Origin of the sequence: Streptomyces sp. NBC_00647, assembly GCF_045207245.1 — a bacterium.
Lineage (GTDB): Bacteria > Actinomycetota > Actinomycetes > Streptomycetales > Streptomycetaceae > Streptomyces.
Genome location: NZ_CP109040.1, coordinates 3,174,235 through 3,193,409 on the forward strand (window position 1 = coordinate 3,174,235; position 19,175 = coordinate 3,193,409).

At 70.6% G+C, this 19,175-nt stretch carries 16 protein-coding genes; 6 read left to right on the forward strand and 10 right to left on the reverse strand.

What is annotated here, in order from left to right; genetic code table 11:
• Positions 1–70: 70 nt before the first annotated feature.
• The 4 genes from OG788_RS14015 to OG788_RS14030 all read left to right on the forward strand — a co-directional run bounded on the left by OG788_RS14015 (position 71) and on the right by OG788_RS14030 (position 4,934).
• A complete protein-coding gene (locus OG788_RS14015; RefSeq protein ID WP_351540151.1) occupies positions 71–1,399 on the forward strand; it encodes a DUF2252 domain-containing protein in 1,329 nt (442 codons plus the stop codon).
• 96 nt (positions 1,400–1,495) lie between these two features.
• Entirely contained in the window at positions 1,496–2,179 is a 684-nt protein-coding gene (locus tag OG788_RS14020) for a hypothetical protein (RefSeq protein ID WP_406371086.1), read from the forward strand.
• A gap of 92 nt (positions 2,180–2,271) precedes the next feature.
• The gene (locus OG788_RS14025; protein WP_351540145.1) at positions 2,272–3,111 is read left to right on the forward strand and encodes a thioredoxin domain-containing protein; all 840 of its coding nucleotides are present in this window, start codon (positions 2,272–2,274) and stop codon (positions 3,109–3,111) included.
• Between the two features lie 155 nt (positions 3,112–3,266).
• Positions 3,267–4,934 (forward strand): alkaline phosphatase D family protein, encoded by a 1,668-nt coding sequence (locus OG788_RS14030; protein ID WP_406371088.1) that lies wholly within the window; start codon positions 3,267–3,269, stop codon positions 4,932–4,934.
• Positions 4,935–4,979: 45 nt separating this feature from the next.
• Here OG788_RS14030 and OG788_RS14035 read toward each other — a convergent pair whose 3' ends face one another.
• On the reverse strand, positions 4,980–5,549 hold the full coding sequence (locus OG788_RS14035; RefSeq protein ID WP_356755837.1) for a dienelactone hydrolase family protein: 570 nt from the start codon (positions 5,547–5,549) through the stop codon (positions 4,980–4,982).
• Positions 5,550–5,722: 173 nt separating this feature from the next.
• Here OG788_RS14035 and OG788_RS14040 point away from each other — a divergent pair, with 173 nt between their 5' ends.
• Entirely contained in the window at positions 5,723–6,874 is a 1,152-nt protein-coding gene (locus tag OG788_RS14040) for a mechanosensitive ion channel domain-containing protein (protein WP_351540137.1), read from the forward strand.
• Between the two features lie 111 nt (positions 6,875–6,985).
• Here OG788_RS14040 and OG788_RS14045 read toward each other — a convergent pair whose 3' ends face one another.
• From OG788_RS14045 to OG788_RS14065, 5 genes are all read right to left on the reverse strand, one after another.
• The gene (locus tag OG788_RS14045) at positions 6,986–8,572 is read right to left on the reverse strand and encodes a Na+/H+ antiporter (protein ID WP_351540134.1); all 1,587 of its coding nucleotides are present in this window, start codon (positions 8,570–8,572) and stop codon (positions 6,986–6,988) included.
• Between the two features lie 78 nt (positions 8,573–8,650).
• Positions 8,651–9,121 carry a GNAT family N-acetyltransferase gene (locus OG788_RS14050; protein WP_356755892.1) on the reverse strand — a complete coding sequence of 157 codons (471 nt, stop codon included), beginning with the start codon at positions 9,119–9,121 and terminating at the stop codon, positions 8,651–8,653.
• A 38-nt stretch (positions 9,122–9,159) separates the two neighbouring features.
• Positions 9,160–10,104, reverse strand: coding sequence for an RluA family pseudouridine synthase (locus OG788_RS14055; protein WP_351540131.1), 945 nt, complete (start codon positions 10,102–10,104; stop codon positions 9,160–9,162).
• A gap of 120 nt (positions 10,105–10,224) precedes the next feature.
• Positions 10,225–10,851, reverse strand: coding sequence for a signal peptidase II (lspA, locus tag OG788_RS14060; RefSeq protein WP_351540128.1), 627 nt, complete (start codon positions 10,849–10,851; stop codon positions 10,225–10,227).
• Positions 10,852–10,975: 124 nt separating this feature from the next.
• A complete protein-coding gene (locus tag OG788_RS14065; RefSeq protein ID WP_406371092.1) occupies positions 10,976–12,109 on the reverse strand; it encodes a TraR/DksA family transcriptional regulator in 1,134 nt (377 codons plus the stop codon).
• A 582-nt stretch (positions 12,110–12,691) separates the two neighbouring features.
• On the opposite strand from OG788_RS14065, the gene ileS reads away from it, so the two are divergent.
• Complete coding sequence (gene ileS / locus OG788_RS14070; RefSeq protein ID WP_406371094.1) at positions 12,692–15,835, forward strand: isoleucine--tRNA ligase; 3,144 nt, start codon at positions 12,692–12,694, stop codon at positions 15,833–15,835.
• A gap of 219 nt (positions 15,836–16,054) precedes the next feature.
• Here ileS and OG788_RS14075 read toward each other — a convergent pair whose 3' ends face one another.
• The 4 genes from OG788_RS14075 to OG788_RS14090 all read right to left on the reverse strand — a co-directional run bounded on the left by OG788_RS14075 (position 16,055) and on the right by OG788_RS14090 (position 19,174).
• Positions 16,055–17,287 carry a DivIVA domain-containing protein gene (locus OG788_RS14075; RefSeq protein WP_406371096.1) on the reverse strand — a complete coding sequence of 411 codons (1,233 nt, stop codon included), beginning with the start codon at positions 17,285–17,287 and terminating at the stop codon, positions 16,055–16,057.
• Between the two features lie 55 nt (positions 17,288–17,342).
• Complete coding sequence (locus tag OG788_RS14080) at positions 17,343–17,630, reverse strand: YggT family protein (protein WP_266757765.1); 288 nt, start codon at positions 17,628–17,630, stop codon at positions 17,343–17,345.
• A 53-nt stretch (positions 17,631–17,683) separates the two neighbouring features.
• On the reverse strand, positions 17,684–18,325 hold the full coding sequence (locus tag OG788_RS14085) for a cell division protein SepF (RefSeq protein WP_266757766.1): 642 nt from the start codon (positions 18,323–18,325) through the stop codon (positions 17,684–17,686).
• 129 nt (positions 18,326–18,454) lie between these two features.
• Complete coding sequence (locus OG788_RS14090) at positions 18,455–19,174, reverse strand: YggS family pyridoxal phosphate-dependent enzyme (RefSeq protein ID WP_406371098.1); 720 nt, start codon at positions 19,172–19,174, stop codon at positions 18,455–18,457.
• Position 19,175 lies beyond the last annotated feature (1 nt).

The following is a 19,175-nucleotide window of genomic DNA, read 5'->3' on the forward strand; positions in this document are numbered from 1 at the left end:
ACCCCTTGTCCCCGGGGCGGCGCGCCCGCCCTGTCAGCCACGCACCACCTGCACCAGGAGGCACCCAGCGATGTCGGTCCCGCAGCTCAGCGCCGAGCAACGCGGCGAGCAGATCCTCGCCGTCTTCGACACCGCCTTCGGCGAGCTCCTGGCCGCCGACCCGGCCGCGTTCCGTGTGAAGTTCCGCAAGATGGCGGCCTCGGCGTTCGCCTTCTACCGCGGCACCGCGGGGCTCTTCTACCACGACCTCGACCAGGACCGGCGGGGCGGCCCGTACCTGGACGAGCGGACCTCGCGGGTGTGGATCCACGGCGACCTGCACGCCGAGAACTTCGGCACGTACATGGACGCCCAGGGCCGCCTGATCTTCAACGTGAACGACTTCGACGAGGCCTACGTCGGCCCCTTCACCTGGGACCTCAAGCGCTTCGCCGCCTCCGTCGCCCTCATCGGCTACGCGAAGGCGCTCAGTGACGAGCAGATCACCGAGCTGGTGCGGGTGTACGCGGCCGCCTACCGCGAGCGCATCCGCGCCCTCGCCACCGGCGCCAAGAGCGACGAGGTGCCGCCCTTCACGCTGGAGACCGCCGAGGGCCCGCTCCTGGACGCGCTGCGCGACGCCCGCTCGCTGACCCGCTTCGGGCTGCTCGACTCGATGACCGAGATCCGCGACTTCGAGCGCCGGTTCGCGCCGGGCGGCGGCTCCATCGAGCTGGACGCCGCCACCCGCTACAAGGTCCTCGCGGCCTTCGACGGCTACCTGGAGACGCTTCCGGAGTCCTCGCTGGCCCGCCCGGACTCGTACCGCGTGAAGGACGTCGTGGGCCGCCGCGGCATCGGCATCGGCTCGGCCGGACTGCCGTCTTACAACATCCTTCTGGAGGGCAACAGCGACGCCCTGGAGAACGATGTCGTGATCTACATCAAGCAGGCGCAGACCCCGGCCGTCTCCCGGCACGTGACGGACTCCTCGATCCGCGAGTACTTCCAGCACGAGGGCCACCGCACGGTGATCTCCCAGCGTGCCCTGCAGGCGCACGCCGACCCGTGGCTCGGCTGGACCGAGCTGGACGGCGCGGGCCAGCTGGTCGCCGAGGTCTCGCCGTACGCCGTGGACCTGGACTGGGGTGACATCGACGACCCCGAGGAGATCGCCTCGGTCGTCGCCGACCTCGGCCGGGCCACCGCCACGATGCACGCGGCGGCGGACGACGAGAGCGGCCACTCGGAGCTGGTGCCGTTCTCCACGGAGCGGGCCATCGACGCGGCCATCGCGGCCGACGAGGACGGCTTCGCCGGCCTGCTGGTGGACTTCGCGCACGACTACGGCACCCGCGCCCGCGGCGACCACCAGATCTTCGTGGACCTGTTCCGCAACGGACGGATCCCGGGGCTGTAGGGCACGCGCTCCGCGCTGCTCCTCACAACGCTCCCGTAACGCACAGGAACCCTTTAGGGGACGCTTACGGGAGCGCGTGGGAGACTCACCTCCGCTATGGACATATCCGGGACCCAGCTCAGAGCCGTTCGCGCGGCAGTGTTCACGACCGTCGTCGTGACACTCTCCGCCGCGTCGCACGTGCTGCTGTCCCGCGTTCCGCTGCCGCTGTCCACCGTGGCCGCGATCGCCGCCGCCGTCTTCGCCCTCTCCTTCGCCCTGGCGGGCCGTGAGCGGGGCTTCGGCCGGATCGCGGCCCTGCTGATCCCGCTGGAACTGGCCGCCGACACCGTGTTCACCACGGGCCAGCACGTCTGTTACGGCAGGGCGGGCGGCCCGGTCGCGGGTCCGCTGCGCTCGGTCGGCTTCGACGTGCTGTGCGGCAGCAGCGTGGGCACCCCGCTGGCCCGGGTGACCGGCGGCGCCCCCGACCGTGCCGCCGCCCTGCTCGCGCAGGCCGACCCGGCCGCCTCCTGGCTGCTGCTCGGCGCGCATGTCACCGTCGGCCTGCTCGCGGCCGCCTGGCTGCGCCGCGGCGAGCGCGCCCTGGACCAGTTCCTGCGTGCCGTGGCCGCGACGACGTTCCGGCCGCTGCTGCTCGCCGTCGCCGCGGTGACCGTACGGCTCGCCCCGGCCCGTCCGCTGCCGCGCACCGCGCGCCGGTCGGCCGCCGCCCGCACCCGCCTGTTCGTGCACTCCCTGGGACGCCGCGGACCGCCCCGCCCGGTCGCCTTCGCCTGAGTGACCGCTCCCGGGCACAGCCCTGAGCACCAGCAGTCCCCCATACGTATTCCGCGTACGACGAGTGCGCGTCCCTGATGGAGATCACCACCATGAGCAAGCGGAACAGCGCGGCGGAGAAGACCGCGGCCCGAGAGCGACTGCGTGCCGAGCGCGAGCGCCAGGCCAAGCGCGACAAGATCAAGCGCCAGGCGATCGTGGCCGGTTCCCTCGTCGCGGTCCTCGCGATAGCGGGCGGCATCGGCTACGCGGTCGTGCAGAACAACAAGCCCACCTACTGGGAGGGCCTGAAGGACGCCAAGGTCGTCGCCCCGGCCAACACCACGGGCACCAAGGGCACGACGGTCGTCATCGGCAAGGACACCGCCAAGAAGACCCTCAAGCTCTACGAGGACCCGCGCTGCCCCGTGTGCGCCAGCTTCGAGCAGACCGTCGGCTCGACCGTCGAGAAAGACCTCGACGACGGCAAGTTCAAGATCCAGTACGTCGGTGGCACGTTCCTCGACGGGGACTCGCTCGGCAAGGGACAGATCGGCTCCCGCGGCGAGGGCTCCAAGAACGCGATGAGCGCGATGGGCGCCGCCCTGAACGTCAGCCCCGAGGCGTTCCTCAAGTACAAGACCGCGCTGTACTCGGCGAAGTGGCACCCGGACGAGACGACCGACAAGTTCAAGGACGACGCCTACCTCATCAAGGTCGCGAACACCGTCCCCGCGCTGAAGGACAACACCACGTTCCAGAACGCGGTCAAGAAGGGCACCTACGACGCCTGGGCACTGGCGATGTCGAAGACGTGGGACAACAACAAGGACGGTGTCACCGGCACGCCGAGCCTGGTGATGGACGGCAAGAAGCTCACCGGCGCGGACGGCAACGCGCCGATGACGGTGGCCGACTTCACCACGGCGATCGACGCCGCCCTCAAGGCCTGACCGGCGCAGCGGCGGGCCCCGAGCCGTCCACGGCGTCGAGGCCACCCGCGGGGCCCCAGTGGTCCGTGTGATCCGAGCGGCGAAAAGCCAAAGAGCGGGCGAACTTTTCCAGTTCGCCCGCTCTTGGCTTGTACCGCTCGGTAACCTCATCGCCCGTGACCAGTCGACAGAGATCAACCGACTCCGCGGGCAGCCTCAACTCCCGCGCTCCGCGCCGCCGTACGGTCGTCAAGGCCGCGGCCGCCACCGCCGTCCTCGCCGCCCCGCTCGCGGCCGCCCTGCCCGCCCGCGCCGCCGAGGCGCCGGCCTTCCTGCACGGGGTCGCCTCCGGCGACCCGCTGCCCGACGGCATCCTGCTGTGGACCCGGGTGACACCCGACTCCCAGGCGATACCGGGCTCCGGGCTCGGCCCGGACACCGAGGTGAGCTGGACCGTCGCCAAGGACAAGGCGTTCACCACGATCGTCGCCAAGGGTTCCACCCTCGCGACGGCCGCCTCCGACCACACGGTGAAGGCCGACATCCGCGGCCTCGCGCCGGCCACCGACTACTGGTTCCGCTTCTCGGCGGGCGGCACCGACTCGCCTCCGGCGCGCACCTGCACCGCGCCGGCGGCGGACGCGGCCGTGCAGGGCCTGCGCTTCGGCGTGGTCTCCTGCGCCAACTGGGAGGCCGGCTACTTCTCGGCGTACCGCCACCTCGCGGCCCGGAACGACCTGGACGCCTGGCTGCACCTCGGCGACTACATCTACGAGTACAAGTCCGGCGAGTACGGGACCCGCGGCACCGTCGTACGGCCGCACGCCCCCGCCAACGAGATCCTCACCCTCGCCGACTACCGCACCCGGCACGGCCGTTACAAGACCGACCCGGACCTTCAGGCCCTGCATCACAAGGCGCCGGTCGTCGCGATCTGGGACGACCACGAGTTCGCCGACAACTCCTGGTCGGGCGGCGCGGTCAACCACACCGAGGGCGCCGAGGGCGCCTGGTCGGCCCGTCAGTCCGCCGCGAAGCAGGCCTACTTCGAGTGGATGCCGGTCCGCCCGGCGATCGCCGGCACCACCTACCGCAGGCTGCGTTTCGGCAAGCTCGCCGACCTCTCGCTGCTCGACCTGCGCTCCTTCAGGTCGCAGCAGGCGTCCACGGCGAGCGGCTCGGTCGACGACCCGGACCGGACGCTCACCGGCCGCGCCCAGCTCGACTGGCTGAAGTCCGGGCTCAAGTCCTCGGACACCACCTGGCGTCTGGTCGGCAACTCGGTGATGATCTCGCCGTTCGCCGTGGGCTCCCTGTCCGCCGACCTTCTCAAGCCGCTCGCCAAACTGCTCGGTCTCCCGCAGGAGGGCATCGCCCTCAACACCGACCAGTGGGACGGCTACACCGACGACCGCCGCGAACTGCTCGCGCATCTGCGCTCCAACGCCATCCGCAACACGGTCTTCCTGACCGGCGACATCCACATGGCCTGGGCCAACGACGTGCCGGTGGACGCCGGAACGTACCCGCTGTCCGCCTCCGCCGCCACGGAGTTCGTGGTCACCTCGATCACCTCCGACAACCTCGACGACATCGTCAAGGTCCCCGAGGGCACCGTCTCGGCCATCGCCTCCCCGGTCATCCGCGCGGCCAACCGCCATGTCCACTGGGTCGACACCGACCGCCACGGGTACGGCGTCCTGGACATCACCGCCACCCGCGCGCAGATGGACTACTACGTGCTCTCCGACCGCACGAACCCGAACGCGACCTCGTCCTGGGCCCGTTCGTACCGCACGCCCAGCGGCACGCAGAAGGTCGAGCGGACGTACGACCCGGTCTGACCGGCCCGCCGCCGTACGCGCCCCTCGACGTACGCGGCTGCCGGGCTAGAGGCTGTCGAGGAAGCCGAGTGCCACCTTCCAGGTGGCCTCGGCCGCCTCGGCGTCGTAGTCGGGCAGGTCGGGGTCGGTGTAGAGGTGCCCCGCGCCCGCGTACCGGTAGATCTCCACATCGGCTCCGGTTCTCTGCATCTGGAGATACCAGGCGCTCAGCCAGTCGTCCGTCTCGAACTGGTCGGGCTCGGCGACATGCAGCTGGACCGGCAGTTCGTCCACCGAGGCGCTCTCGGCGATGTCCGACGTGCCGTGCAGCAGGAGCAGGCCGACGGCCTTCTCGTCGCCGAGGGCCAGGGTCTGCGCGACGGAGGCGCCCAGCGAGAAGCCCGCGTAGACCAGGCCGCGCTCGGAATAGGGCGCGGCGGCCAGGACCGCGCGCTTGAGCACTTCGTCCTTGCCGGTCTCGTCGTTGAAGGCCATGCCCTCCTCGACGGTCTCGAAGGTGCGCCCTTCGAAGAGGTCGGGTGTCCACACCTCGTGTCCCGCGGCCCGCAGCCGGTCCGCCGCCGCGCGCACCGCCGGCCGAAGACCGTAGGTCGAGTGAAAGAGCATGATGTTCATGGGTTCCATGGTGCCAGCCGGGACCGACAGCGCCGGGCGCCCGTGCCCCGTGCCCACGGAGGGGGCTGCTCCACGCCGATGGAGGGGGCAGCTCCGTGCCGGGCGGAGGGATACCCCGTTCCACCCGGAGAACACATGTTCATGACCGCCCGAGGCCGGTTACGTTCTCAGGCATGGAGAACGTACTGCGCCCGGTGATCGTCGTCGGCGGCTCGGTCGTGCTCACGCTGCTCATCGGGTGGTCCGTGGACCGCCTGTTGCGTCGGGTGGACGACCGGCACAGCGAGACCTCCCTGTGGGGTCTGCTCCGCCGCGGCCGCGTCCCCTTCCAGCTGGTCCTGTTCGCGGCTCTGCTCAGAGCCTCGTACGACCAGGCGAAGCTGCTGGTGGAGCATCGGATCGGCATCGGCCGGACCCTGACCCTGATCCTCATCGGCGCCGCCGCCTGGCTGGTGGTGAGCATCGCGACGGCGATCGTCGAGACCTCGTACACCCGCTACGCGAACGCGCACCGCGATCCGGCGCGGGTCCGCCGGGTCCGCACCCAGGTCACGCTGATCCAGCGGGTGGTCTCCGCGGTCGTCGGCGTGGTCGCGATCGCCGCGATGCTGCTCACCTTCCCGGCGATGCGCGCGGCCGGCGCCTCGCTGCTGGCCTCGGCCGGAATCCTCGGCATCGTCGCCGGTGTCGCCGCCCAGTCCACCCTCGCGAACCTCTTCGCGGGCCTGCAGATCGCCTTCGGCGACATGGTGCGGCTCGGCGACACGGTGGTGGTCGACGGCGAGTGGGGCACGGTCGAGGAGATCACGCTGACGTTCCTGACGGTACGGACCTGGGACGAGCGCCGGATCACCATGCCGGTCTCGTACTTCACGTCCAAGCCGTTCGAGAACTGGTCGCGCGGCACCCCCCAGATGACCGGCATCGTCTTCCTGCACGTCGACCACTCCGCCCCGGTGGAGGCGATGCGCGCGAAGCTGCGCGACATCCTGCGCGAGTGCCCGGCCTGGGACGGCCGCGACTACGCCCTCGCCGTCACCGACTCGACGCCCAACACCATGCAGGTCCGCGCCCTGGTCACAGCGAAGGACGCGGACGACATCTGGACGGTGCGCGTCACGGTCCGCGAGCAGTTGATCCGCTGGCTGACCGAACAGCACCCGTACGCGCTCCCCCGCGTCAACACCGCCGAGGCGGTGCTGCCCCCGGGCCGGACGCGGCGCCCGGGGCACGCGGAGCCGGACGGCGCGGACGGAGTCGCGGCCCACGCGAACCACGGCCGCCACGTCCACGAGCCGCCCCGGACGGGCCCCGGACGGGGCTGACTCCGCCGCCGAGAACCGAAGGCCGCCCTTGGGTCCCCGGCTCCGTCCTTCGCGACCGGCCGTGCCACCGCGTGTGCGGCCGAGGCGCGGACGGTGCCGGGCCCCGGCGGATCAGCGCAGGCTGCGTACGTCGAGGTGTCTCAGGACCCGGTCCACGATCTCCGGATCGGCCCCGGCCTCGCTCCGCGCGGACAGCACCTCGTGCCGGGCCGCGCTCATCATCTCGGCCTGGATGCGCCGCATCCGCTTGAGCCGCCGCACCCGCTGCTCGTGCGCCTCGCGCCGCTCCTCGTCCCCCATGTCGGGGCTGATCCGTACCCCGATGTCGAAGGCCCGGCGCAGCAACTGCTCGGAGACCTCCTCCGGCAGCTCCTCCACCTCCTCGATCTCCCGCAGCCGCCGCTTCGCAGCCTTCGCGGCCCGCACCGCGAGCTCCTTCTCGAAGGCCTTCCCGATGTCCTCGTCGGCCCGGACCCCGAGTCTTCTGACCAGCCACGGCAGGGTGAGTCCCTGGATCACCAGGGTCGCCATGATCACTCCGAAGGCGATGAACACGATCTCGTCCCGGTCGGGGAACGGCGACCCGTCGTCCATCTCCAGCGGGATCGCGAGCGCCAGGGCCACGGAGGCGACCCCGCGCATCCCCGCCCACCACATCACGACCGTCTCGCGCCACGACGTCGGGATCTCCTCGTCGTAGTCCCGCTTGGCGTGCAGCCGCTTGGTCAGCCAGGTCGCGGGCAGCAGCCAGACCAGGCGGACGAGCACGACCACGACCACGATGGTGGCGGCCCAGCCGAGCATCTCGCCCCACCGCCCCGAGGCCGTACGGATCGCGTTGTGGAGTTCCAGCCCGATGAGCCCGAAGGCGACTCCGGTCACCAGCGTGTCCACCACGTCCCAGACGGTCGATCCGGCGAGCCGGGTCATCACGTCGTCGGCGTCGGTGGCGTACTCCGCGAGGAACAGGGCGGTGGTGAGCACGGCGAGCACCCCGGAACCGTGCAGCTCCTCCGCCAGCACGTACGAGGCGTACGGCACCAGCAGGGTCAGCCCGATCTGGAGGGTCGCGTCGCCGAGCAGGGTCATCAGTCTGTTCGCCGCCCATCCGAGGGCGAATCCGATGACGACGGCGACGACGGCCGACAGCACGAGGTCGAGCCCGGCCCGCCACGGCGAGAAGCTCCCACTGACCGCGGCGGCGATCGCGACGTGGTACAGCACGATGGCCGTCACGTCGTTGAAGAGCCCCTCCCCCTCCAGGATCGACACCAGCCGGCGCGGCAGCCCGAGTTGTCCCGCGACGGCGGTGGCCGCCACGGGGTCGGGGGGCGCCACCAGTGCGCCGAGCGCCACCGCGGCGGCGACCGGCAGGCCGGGCACGATCGCGTGGGCGACGGCCGCCACGGCGAGCGTGGTGACGAACACGAGCGCCACGGCGAGCAGGAAGATCGGGCGCCGGTTGGCGGCGAACTGTCTCCAGGAGGTGCGCCGCACCGCCGCGTACAACAGCGGCGGCAGCAGCGCGGGCAGGATCAGATCCGGCGGGATGTCCACGTTGGGGACGAATTCCAGCACGGCCAGCACTATGCCGAGCAGGGTCATCAGGACCGGTGCGGGAAGCCCGAACCGCTCTCCCACCGGGACACTGATCACGGCCCCGAGCAACAGCACGAACAGCAGGGCCAACTGATCCACGGTCAGCGCTCCGGCGGGGTCTAGACGATCAGGGCGAACCAGACCTCAAGCGTGCCACGCGCCGCCGACAATGCCCGCTCACAGGGCCTTGCGCATCGCGCGGTGCGGCATTCCGGCGTCCGGGAACTCCGGTCCGTACGCGACGTACCCGAGCCGCTCGTAGAACCCCAGCGCGTGGGTCTGCGCGTGCAGGTCCACGGCGGCCAGGCCGCGCGCGCGTGCCGCGTCCTCGATGGCACCGACGAGCGCGGCGCCGACGCCGAGCCCGCGTGCCTCGCGTGTCACGGCGAGCCGTCCGAGCGAGCCTACGGCCGGATCCCCGCCGACCTTCGCCGCGGCCGCCTCGCCCTCGAGGAGGCGCCCGGTGCCGAGCGGCAGGCCGTCCTCGCGGACCGCCAGCACGTGCAGGGCGCCGGGGTCGTACGCGTCGTACTCGATGTCCTCCGGGACGCCCTGCTCACCGACGAAGACGTCCTTGCGCACGGAGAAACAGGCCTCGAGGTCGGCGGCGTCCTCGGCCACCCGCACCTCGTACGCGCCGTTCCGCACCGCTGGGGAGGCGCCCGCCGCCCCGTCCGGGCCGCCGCTCACGCGTAGCTCTCCTCGCGGACCTTGTCGAGTGCGGCCTGAAGGTCCTCGGGGTAGTCGCTCTCGAGCTCCACCCACCGTCCGTCCTCGGGGTGCTCGAAGCCGAGCCGCACGGCGTGCAGCCACTGGCGGGTGAGGCCGAGGCGCTTGGAGAGTGTGGGGTCCGCGCCGTAGGTCAGGTCGCCGACGCAGGGGTGCCGGTGGGCCGCCATGTGGACCCGGATCTGGTGGGTGCGCCCGGTCTCCAGCTTGATGTCGAGCAGGGAGGCGGCGCGGAACGCCTCGATGAGGTCGTAGTGCGTGACGGAGGGCTTGCCCTCGGCCGTGACCGCCCACTTGTAGTCGTGGTTCGGGTGGCGTCCGATGGGCGCGTCGATGGTGCCGCTGGTCGGGTCCGGGTGGCCCTGCACGAGCGCGTGGTAGCGCTTGTCGACCGTGCGCTCCTTGAACTGGCGCTTGAGCGACGTGTACGCGCGCTCCGACTTGGCGACGGCCATCAGGCCCGAGGTGCCCACGTCGAGGCGGTGCACGATGCCCTGGCGCTCGGCGGCGCCGGAGGTCGAGATCCGGTAGCCGGCGGCCGCGAGACCGCCGATGACGGTCTGGCCGGACCAGCCCGGGCTGGGGTGTGCCGCCACGCCGACGGGCTTGATGATCACGACCACGTCGTCGTCGTCGTACACGATCTCCATGCCCTCGACGGGCTCGGCGACGATCTGCACGGGCGCGGGGGCCTGTGGCATCTCCACTTCGAGCCAGGAGCCGCCGTGCACCCGTTCGGACTTGCCGACCACCGAGCCGTCGACCGTGACCTTCCCCGCCGCGGCGAGCTCTGCGGCCTTGGTACGGGAGAAGCCCAACATGCGGGAGATGGCGGCGTCGACGCGCTCGCCCTCCAGGCCGTCGGGCACGGGCAGGGTGCGGATCTCGGGAATGGTACTCACCCGTCGAGTATGCCGGACGGCTCGGACACCCCCGGACCACGGCCCGAACGCCAGTGCCCGTGGAGGCCCGCCGGCGGGCCCCCGCGCGGGCCGTGGCCGCCCGGCCGGGCGGCCCGTCCATCAGTCCTTGTGGACCGTTCCGTCCGGGTCGAGGCCCCGGAAGGACAGCAGCACGATCAGGATGCCGCCGCAGACGATCGCCGAGTCGGCGAGGTTGAAGACGGCGAAGTGCTTGGGCGCGATGAAGTCCACGACCGCGCCCTCGAAGACGCCGGGCGAGCGGAAGATCCGGTCGGTCAGGTTGCCGAGCGCACCGCCCAGCAGCAGGCCCAGGGCGATGGCCCACGGCACGCTGTAGAGCTTGCGGGCGAGCCGGGCGATGACGACGATCACCGCCGCGGCGATCACCGTGAAGATGATCGTGAACGCCTCGCCGAAGCCGAAGGCGGCGCCCGCGTTGCGGATCGCCTCGAACTTCAGCCAGTCCCCGATGATCTCGATCGAGTCGTGGTGCTCCAGCTTCGCCACCACGATCATCTTGCTGATGAGATCGAGGGCGTACGCCAGCACGGCCACCGTGAAGAGCACGGCGATCCTGCGCCTGCCCCTGGGCCGCTCGGCCGGGGCCGTCCCGTCCGCGCCGGACCGGTCACCCGACGCCGCCGCGTTCCCGTCGGACTTCCCCGGCTCGGCTCCCGCCGCCCCCGAGATGTCCGGCGTACCGATGATGCGCTCCGCCTCTGCCACGTGAGTGAGTCCCTCGACCTAGGTTCCTGACTGAGGACGAGGGTACGGCACACCCTCCTGGGCTCCTGTGCTCAGGAGCACTCGCGCACCGCGAGGCGACGGCGCTCCGCCCGCCGCCCGCGGTTCAGTGCCTGCGCTCCTGCTTCTGCTTGCACTCCACGCAGAGGGTGGCGCGCGGGAAGGCCTGCATACGGGCCTTGCCGATGGGGTCGCCGCAGTTCTCGCAGAGCCCGTAGGTGCCCGCGTCGAGGCGGTCCAGGGCGCGCTCGGTCTGCTCCAGCATCTCGCGCGCGTTGGAGTTGAGCGCCATCTCGTGCTCGCGTGTGATGTTCTTCGTGCCGGTGTCCGCCTGGTCGTCGCCCGCGCCGTCCCCGGAGTCCCGCATCAGGCCCGCGAGGGCCTCCTCGGACGACGAGATCTCGGTGCGCAGCCGCAGCGCCTCCGACTGGAGCTCCGCGCGTGCCGACCCGACCTCTTCCGGGGTCCAGGGGTCCTCGCCCGGGCGCACCGCGAGCTCGCCGGGCTCCACCGCGGCGAGCCGTGCCTTGGGGACCGCGGTGGCCTTCTTCGCAGCCGTGGCCGTGCCAGGAGTCTTCTTCGCAACCACCGTCGTGGCTCCCGTCGTCTTCGCGGCCTCGGCCGCACCCTGGGCCGCGGAGGCGGCCGTCTTCTTGGCCGTACTGGTGCTCTTCCTCGCCGTGCCGGTGCTCTTCTTGGCCGCGGACTTCCTGGACACCGGCTTCCTCGCCGCTGTGGCCGCCTTCTTCGCGGTGGTCTTCTTGGCGGTGGTCTTCTTGGCCGCCGCCTTCGTGGAGGCGGATTTCGCGGACGCGGTGCTCGGGGACGCCGCTGTCGTGCCGGCCGTCTTCGAGGACGTCGCTTCGGAAACGGCCCCCTTCGAAGCGCCGGCCTCGGCGTCCGCGGCCTTCCCGGCCTTCGAGGAGACCGGTTTCCTGGCGGCCGTCTCGCTCACCGTCCCGTCGACGGCCTTGTCGACAACCTTGTCGACGGCTTCGTCGACGGCTTCGTCGACGGCTTCGTCGACGGCTTTGTCGACTGTGCCGGCCGACTTGCTCGCCGTCTTCGTGGGCGGCGCCTTCCCGGCCGGAGCCGTGGTCCTGGAGGTCGTCTTCACCGGCTTCGCCTCGCCCGTCGCGGGACCCCCCTGTGCGGTCTTCTTCCCACCCACGTCCTTGGCCGCCGCACCGGTGGATCTGCCGGACGCCGACTGCTGTACGGCGGTCTTCTTCGCCACCATGGCCGCGGCCCCTTCACATATTGTGATCTTGCTCGCGAATCGTGCTGGGACGATAAATCGACTTCTGACCCGCGGCAACGGGGCACGCCCACGATTCGCCCGCCTCGCGAGCCCCGCGCGGCAAGCCTGCATGCGTTGTGCCCAGCTCCCCGCCGGGTAATCCGCCGGGCCCGGCGTCCCAGGATCCGGACGCGTGCGCCTCGCCATTCGGGTCACCGCGCAGGCCGGGGCCGCGCCCGGGAAAACCGGTCGGCCGCTGTCCTCGGGGCGCCGTACACTGGGCGGAGCGAGAAGCGTGGATGGGGACGAGTAGCGGCGTACGCGGCCAGGAGCGACCCGGGGACGGTGGAAGCCCGGGGGCGAGCGCGACGCGAAGATCACCCCGGAGCCGCCGGCAGAACACCCCTCAGGGGCCAGTAGACCCGGCATCGCGACCCCAATGAGGGGGCTCACTGGTGCGAACGGCGCACCGGGGAGCCAAGGAGGGTGGTACCGCGGGAGCGCGCCGCACACGGCGTCCATAGCCACACGGCTCTCGTCCCTCCGACGGAAGGCAGAAAGTCCGTTGGAGGAAGCTCGCCGATGACAGCGCCGACGTACCGCCAGGTGCCCGCCCAGGTCGACCTGCCCGCCCTCGAGCACGCCGTGCTCGACTTCTGGCGCGAGCAGAAGATCTTCGCCAAGAGCCTTGAGCAGTCCGAGGGCCGGCCGGAATGGGTGTTCTACGAAGGTCCGCCCACCGCCAATGGCATGCCGGGCGCCCACCACATCGAGGCGCGCGTCTTCAAGGACGTCTTCCCGCGCTTCCGCACCATGCGCGGCTACCACGTGGGCCGCAAGGCAGGCTGGGACTGCCACGGCCTCCCGGTGGAGCTGGCGGTCGAGAAGGAGCTCGGCTTCACCGGCAAGCAGGACATCGAGGCGTACGGCATCGCCGAGTTCAACGACCGGTGCCGCCAGTCCGTGACCCGCCACACCGACGCGTTCACCGAGCTGACGAACCGCATGGGCTACTGGGTCGACCTGGACGACGCGTACCGGACCATGGACCCCGAGTACATCGAGTCCGTCTGGTGGTCGCTCAAGGAGATCTTCAACAAGGGCCTGCTGGTCCAGGACTACCGCGTGGCGCCCTGGTGCCCGCGCGACGAGACGGGCCTCTCGGACCACGAGCTGGCCCAGGGCTACGAGACGATCGTGGACCCCTCCGTGTACGTCCGTTTCCCGCTCACCTCCGGTCCGCTGGCCGGCCGGGCCGCGCTCCTGGTGTGGACGACCACGCCGTGGACGCTGGTCTCCAACACCGCTGTCGCCGCGCACCCGGACGTCACCTACGTCGTCGTGACGAACGGCGAGGAGCAGCTCGTCGTCGCGCAGCCGCTCGTCGAGAAGGCCCTCGGCGAGGGCTGGGAGACCACGGGCGAGTCCTTCACGGGTGCCGAGATGGAGCGCTGGACGTATCAACGTCCGTTCGAGCTGGTCGAGTTCCCCGAGTCCGCCCATTTCGTGGTCAACGCCGAGTACGTGACGACCGAGGACGGTACGGGTCTGGTCCACCAGTCCCCCGCCTTCGGTGAGGACGACCTCAAGGTCTGCCGCGCGTACGGCCTCCCGGTCGTGAACCCGATCCGCCCGAACGGCACGTTCGAGGAGAGCGTCCCGCTCGTGGGCGGTGTCTTCTTCAAGAAGGCGGACGAAAAGCTCACCGAGGACCTGCAGAACCGCGGCCTGCTCTTCAAGCACGTGCCGTACGAGCACAGCTACCCGCACTGCTGGCGCTGCCACACCGCGCTGCTGTACTACGCGCAGCCGTCCTGGTACATCCGCACGACTGCCGTCAAGGACCGTCTCCTCCAGGAGAACGAGGACACCAACTGGTTCCCGGAGTCGGTCAAGCACGGCCGCTTCGGCGACTGGCTGAACAACAACATCGACTGGGCACTCTCGCGCAGCCGTTACTGGGGCACCCCGCTCCCGCTCTGGACCTGTGAGGAGGGCCACCTCACCTGTGTCGGCTCGCGCGCGGAACTGTCCGAGCTGACCGGCACCGACCAGTCGGACCTGGACCCGCACCGCCCCTACATCGACGCGGTCACCTTCCCGTGCCCGCAGGACGGCTGCGGCCTGACGGCGACTCGCGTCCCGGAGGTCATCGACGCCTGGTACGACTCGGGCTCGATGCCGTTCGCGCAGTGGGGCTACCCGTACAAGAACAAGGAGATCTTCGAGAGCCGCTACCCGGCGCAGTTCATCTCCGAGGCCATCGACCAGACACGCGGCTGGTTCTACACGCTGATGGCCGTCGGCACCCTGGTCTTCGACAAGTCCTCGTACGAGAACGTCGTATGCCTCGGCCACATCCTCGCCGAGGACGGCCGCAAGATGTCCAAGCACCTGGGCAACATCCTCCAGCCGATCCCGCTGATGGACCAGCACGGCGCCGACGCGGTGCGCTGGTTCATGGCGGCCGGCGGCTCCCCGTGGGCCGCCCGGCGCGTCGGCCACGGCACGATCCAGGAGGTCGTCCGCAAGACGCTCCTCACCTACTGGAACACCGTCGCCTTCCAGGCGTTGTACGCCCGCACCACCAACTGGGCGCCCAGCGCGGCCGATCCGGCCCCGGCCGACCGCCCGGTGCTGGACCGCTGGCTGCTGTCCGAACTCCACGCGCTCACCGACCAGGTGACGCAGGCTCTGGAGGCCTACGACACCCAGCGCGCCGGAAAGCTCCTGTCGGCCTTCGTCGACGACCTCTCCAACTGGTACGTCCGCCGCTCCCGCCGCCGCTTCTGGCAGGGCGACAAGGCCGCGCTGCGCACGCTGCACGAGGTCGTGGAGACGGTCACGCGGCTGATGGCCCCGCTGACCCCGTTCATCACCGAGCGGGTCTGGCAGGACCTGGTCGTCCCGGTCTCGCCGGACGCCCCCGAGTCCGTGCACCTGTCGACCTGGCCGGAGGCGGATCTCTCGGCCATCGACCCGGAGCTGTCGCGCCAGATGGTGCTGGTCCGCCGTCTCGTCGAGCTCGGCCGCGCCACGCGCGCGGAGTCGGGCGTCAAGACCCGCCAGCCGCTGTCCCGCGCGCTGATCGCGGCGACCGGCTTCGGGACCCTCGACCCCGAGCTGCACGCGCAGATCACCGAGGAGCTGAATGTGAGTTCGCTCGCCTCACTCTCCGAGGTCGGCGGCTCACTGGTCGACACCACGGCGAAGGCGAACTTCCGCGCGCTCGGCAAGCGCTTCGGCAAGGGCGTCCAGAATGTGGCGAAGGCCATCGCCGAGACCGATGCCGCCGCCCTGTCCCTGGCCCTGCGCGAGGGCACCGCGTCGGTCGAGATCGACGGCGAGACCGTGACGCTGGCCCCGGACGAGGTCATCATCACGGAGACCCCGCGCGAGGGCTGGTCGGTGGCCTCCGACTCCGGCGCGACCGTCGCGCTCGACCTGGAGATCACCGAGGACCTGCGCCGTGCGGGCCTCGCCCGTGACGCGATCCGGCTGATCCAGGAGGCCCGCAAGAACAGCGGCCTCGACGTCGCCGACCGCATCGCGCTCCGCTGGACCTCCACGGACCCGGCGGTCATCGCGGCACTCGGCGAGCACGCCGGTCTGATCGCCGACGAGGTCCTCGCCACGGACTTCGCCCAGGGCGAGGCCGACGGCACCTACGGGGAGCCCTTCACGGACGAGGGCCTGTCCCTGGTGTTCCGCCTCCGCAAGGCGTAGCGAGGACCGGCGCTCCCGTACCGAAGGCCCGGGGCCACCAGAAATCCTGGTGGCCCCGGGCCTTCGGCGTTGCGTACCCCGTACAAGCGCTCCACGGACCGCACAGGGGACCGCACGAGGGGCCTCACGAGGGGTATGGACCGCACAAAAGGGCGGGGCCCCCGGAATCCGGGGGCCCCGCCCTGAACGCTGCCGACGCCTAAGGCGTGCTCATGGCCGTCAGTTGTCGTCCTCGTCGATGAGGAACCCGCGCATCGGCGAGGGCGCCTGCTGCATCGGCGACGGGCCCTGGGGCCGCACCGGAGCCATCGGCTGGGTCATCGCGGGCGACATCTGCTGCTGCCCACCGTAGGACGGCGGGGCCTGCGGCGGGCCACCCATGCCCTGGTTGCCGCCGTAGGACGGCGCACCGGCACCCGCGGGAGCCATGGAGGGCGCGGAGGACGACGGCAGGGACGCCGTGGCCGGAGTGCGCGGCGGGGCGAGCGAGTCGTCCGCCTGCGTCTCCAGCTGGCGCAGCTGCGACTCCAGGTAGGACTTCAGACGCGTGCGGTACTCGCGCTCGAAGCCGCGCAGGTCCTCGACCTTGCGCTCCAGCGTGGCGCGGGCGGACTCCAGGGAGCCCATCGCGACGCGGTGCTTCTCCTGCGCGTCCCGCTCCAGGGCGTCGGCCTTGGCACGGGCGTCGCGCTCCAGACCCTCGGCGCGGCTGCGGGCCTCACCGACGATCTTGTTGGCCTCGGAGCGGGCCTCGGCGATCGCCTGGTCGGCGGTCTGCTGGGCCAGCGAGAGGACACGGGCGGCGCTGTCGCCACCGGGGCCCTGCTGCGGCATCTGCTGGCCGTGGCCGCCCATGGGGCCACCCATGGGTCCGCCCATCGGGCCGCCCATCTGCTGCATCTGCTGCATCTGACCGGGACCCTGGCCCATCGGACCCTGACCCATGGGGCCCTGGCCCATCGGACCCTGACCCATCGGACCCTGACCCATGGGGCCCTGGCCCATCGGACCCTGACCCATCGGACCCTGACCCATGGGGCCCTGGCCCATCGGACCCTGACCCTGCTGGCCACCCTGGCTGCTGGGGCCGGCGGGCAGCTGCGGCGCACCGCTGGGCAGCTGGGGCGGGCCTCCCATGGGGCCACCCATACCCTGCGGCGGACCCGATATCCCGGCGGGCACGGGGGCGCCCGGGCCTCGCATACCCTGCGGCGGGCCCTGCTGGTCCTGCTGCTCGGGCGGCTTGCGCATACCCTGCTGCTGCTGGTTCTGAGCGGCCGCGCGCGTGGCAGCGGCCAGCTTGGCGCGCAGGTCCTCGTTCTCGCGGAGCAGGCGAGTCAGTTCGGCTTCGACCTCGTCGAGGAAGGCATCGACCTCGTCCTCGTCATAGCCTTCTCGGAGGCGGACGGTCGTGAACTGTTTGTTCCGCACGTCCTCGGGGGTCAACGGCATCTCTTCACCTCAACGTAGTCGTCGGCATTCGGCAAGACCGTATCGTTCACATCGCTCACATCATGCTCTGCGTAAGCCTGATCAGGATGAAGACGATGATCATCAGTACGAAGAAGGACAGGTCAAGCGCCACGCCCCCGAGACGCAGCGGCGGAATGAACCGCCGCAGAAGCTTGAGCGGTGGATCGGTGACAGTGTAGGTGGCCTCCAGAACGACCACCATCGCCTTGCCGGGTTGCCATGAGCGGGCGAACTGGAAGACGTAGTCCATGACCAACCGGAAAATCAGCACGATGAGGAAGCACATCAGCGCGATGTAGAAAACCTGCCCGACCACGCTCATGATCCGTGCGTCCCTCTCCCCTGTTTCCCATGCGGTGTTCCCGGTCCTGCGTCTCAGCTCTGGTTGAAGAACCCGCCCTCTGCGATGCGGGCCTTGTCCTCCGCCGTGACATCGACGTTAGCAGGCGACAACAGGAACACCTTCTGCGTCACCCGCTCGATGCTGCCGTGGAGACCGAACACCAAACCGGCCGCGAAGTCGACAAGTCGCTTCGCGTCGGTGTCATCCATCTCCGTCAGGTTCATGATCACCGGAGTGCCCTCACGGAAGTGTTCCCCGATGGTACGGGCCTCGTTGTAGGTCCGGGGGTGCAGTGTGGTGATCCGGTACGGCTCTCGTTCCGACACGACCTTGGGCATGATCACCGGGGCGTTCTTCTCCAGGCTTTGACGTTCTTGTGTGATGGACGCCACGGGGGCGATGCGTGCCGGACGCCCGGACTCCGCGGCGAGCGAAGCGGAATGCGGCACGGGGTCACGCGGCGCCGGGGGCTGTACCACTCGTACCGATTCGTCCCTTTGGGACTGGTGCGCCTGATGTGACTGATGCGACGGCTCATGCCGTCGTCGGTCCCGCTCGGGCTCGGGGTCGAGCTCGGGCTCGAAGTCGTCGTCGGGGTCGAATCCCCTGCCGTCGTACCCATCGTCCTCCACGAGGCCGAGGTAGACCGCCATCTTGCGCATCGCGCCGGCCATGCTCTGAGTCCTCCGCTCTGTGGTGGATCGGCTGACGAATTGCCAAGTGCCCGCGATCCACGAGGTCGTTATGCCCGCCTTTGGCGGAAATGACCATATTTTCTGCTGTGGTCCGACTTCTTGGCGACGTTACCCGAGGCTGGGTCGGACTCCGAGTACCGCAGTACCGACGCGTACATGTGTCGCTCCGGCCGCCACGGCCTGTTCGAGGTCCGAGCTCATCCCTGCCGAGACCATGTTCGCAGCCGGATGAGCCCGGCGCACGGCAGTCGACAAATCCATCAGCCGCTCGAACGCCGCCTGTTGCCGCCCCGCGTACTCACCGGTGAGCGGAGCGACGGTCATCAGCCCGTCGAGCCGGAGCCCGGGGGCCTCCGCGACAAGGCCGGCCAACTCCTCGATTCCGCCGACCCCCACGCCTCCCCTCTCACCCCGGCCGCGCTCCTGCGCGTCCAGCGCCACCTGGATGAGGCACCCCACCTCGCGCTCCGCCCGCACCGCTTCCTTCGAGAGCGCCGCGACGAGCCGGGAACGGTCGACCGACTGCACGACGCCCGCGTAACCGACCACGGAACGCACCTTGTTGGTCTGCAATTGCCCGACAAAATGCCACAACAGGGGCAGGTCCGAGCACTCCGCGGCTTTCGGCGCCGCGTCCTGGTCCCGGTTCTCGGCGACATGCCGCACACCGAGTTCCGACAGGATCCGCACATCGCTCGCGGGGTAGGTCTTGGTGACCACGATCAGGGTCACCTCTTCGCGCTTGCGCCCGGCGGCCGTGCATGCCGCCGTGATGCGCTCTTCCACTTTCGCCAGATTCGCGGCGAGTTGAGCCTTACGGTCTGTCATG

Bases quoted from the DNA above. Each gene is read 5' to 3' on its own strand.
- OG788_RS14015 (WP_351540151.1), top strand. From the start codon at position 71: ATGTCGGTCCCGCAGCTCAGCGCCGAGCAACGCGGCGAGCAGATCCTC.
- OG788_RS14025 (WP_351540145.1), top strand. From the start codon at position 2,272: ATGAGCAAGCGGAACAGCGCGGCGGAGAAGACCGCGGCCCGAGAGCGA.
- OG788_RS14085 (WP_266757766.1), bottom strand. From the start codon at position 18,325: ATGGCCGGCGCGATGCGCAAGATGGCGGTCTACCTCGGCCTCGTGGAG.
- OG788_RS14020 (WP_406371086.1), top strand. From the start codon at position 1,496: ATGGACATATCCGGGACCCAGCTCAGAGCCGTTCGCGCGGCAGTGTTC.
- OG788_RS14080 (WP_266757765.1), bottom strand. From the start codon at position 17,630: ATGAGCGTGGTCGGGCAGGTTTTCTACATCGCGCTGATGTGCTTCCTC.
- OG788_RS14035 (WP_356755837.1), bottom strand. From the start codon at position 5,549: ATGAACATCATGCTCTTTCACTCGACCTACGGTCTTCGGCCGGCGGTG.
- OG788_RS14040 (WP_351540137.1), top strand. From the start codon at position 5,723: ATGGAGAACGTACTGCGCCCGGTGATCGTCGTCGGCGGCTCGGTCGTG.
- OG788_RS14065 (WP_406371092.1), bottom strand. From the start codon at position 12,109: ATGGTGGCGAAGAAGACCGCCGTACAGCAGTCGGCGTCCGGCAGATCC.
- ileS (WP_406371094.1), top strand. From the start codon at position 12,692: ATGACAGCGCCGACGTACCGCCAGGTGCCCGCCCAGGTCGACCTGCCC.
- OG788_RS14075 (WP_406371096.1), bottom strand. From the start codon at position 17,287: ATGCCGTTGACCCCCGAGGACGTGCGGAACAAACAGTTCACGACCGTC.
- OG788_RS14090 (WP_406371098.1), bottom strand. From the start codon at position 19,174: ATGACAGACCGTAAGGCTCAACTCGCCGCGAATCTGGCGAAAGTGGAA.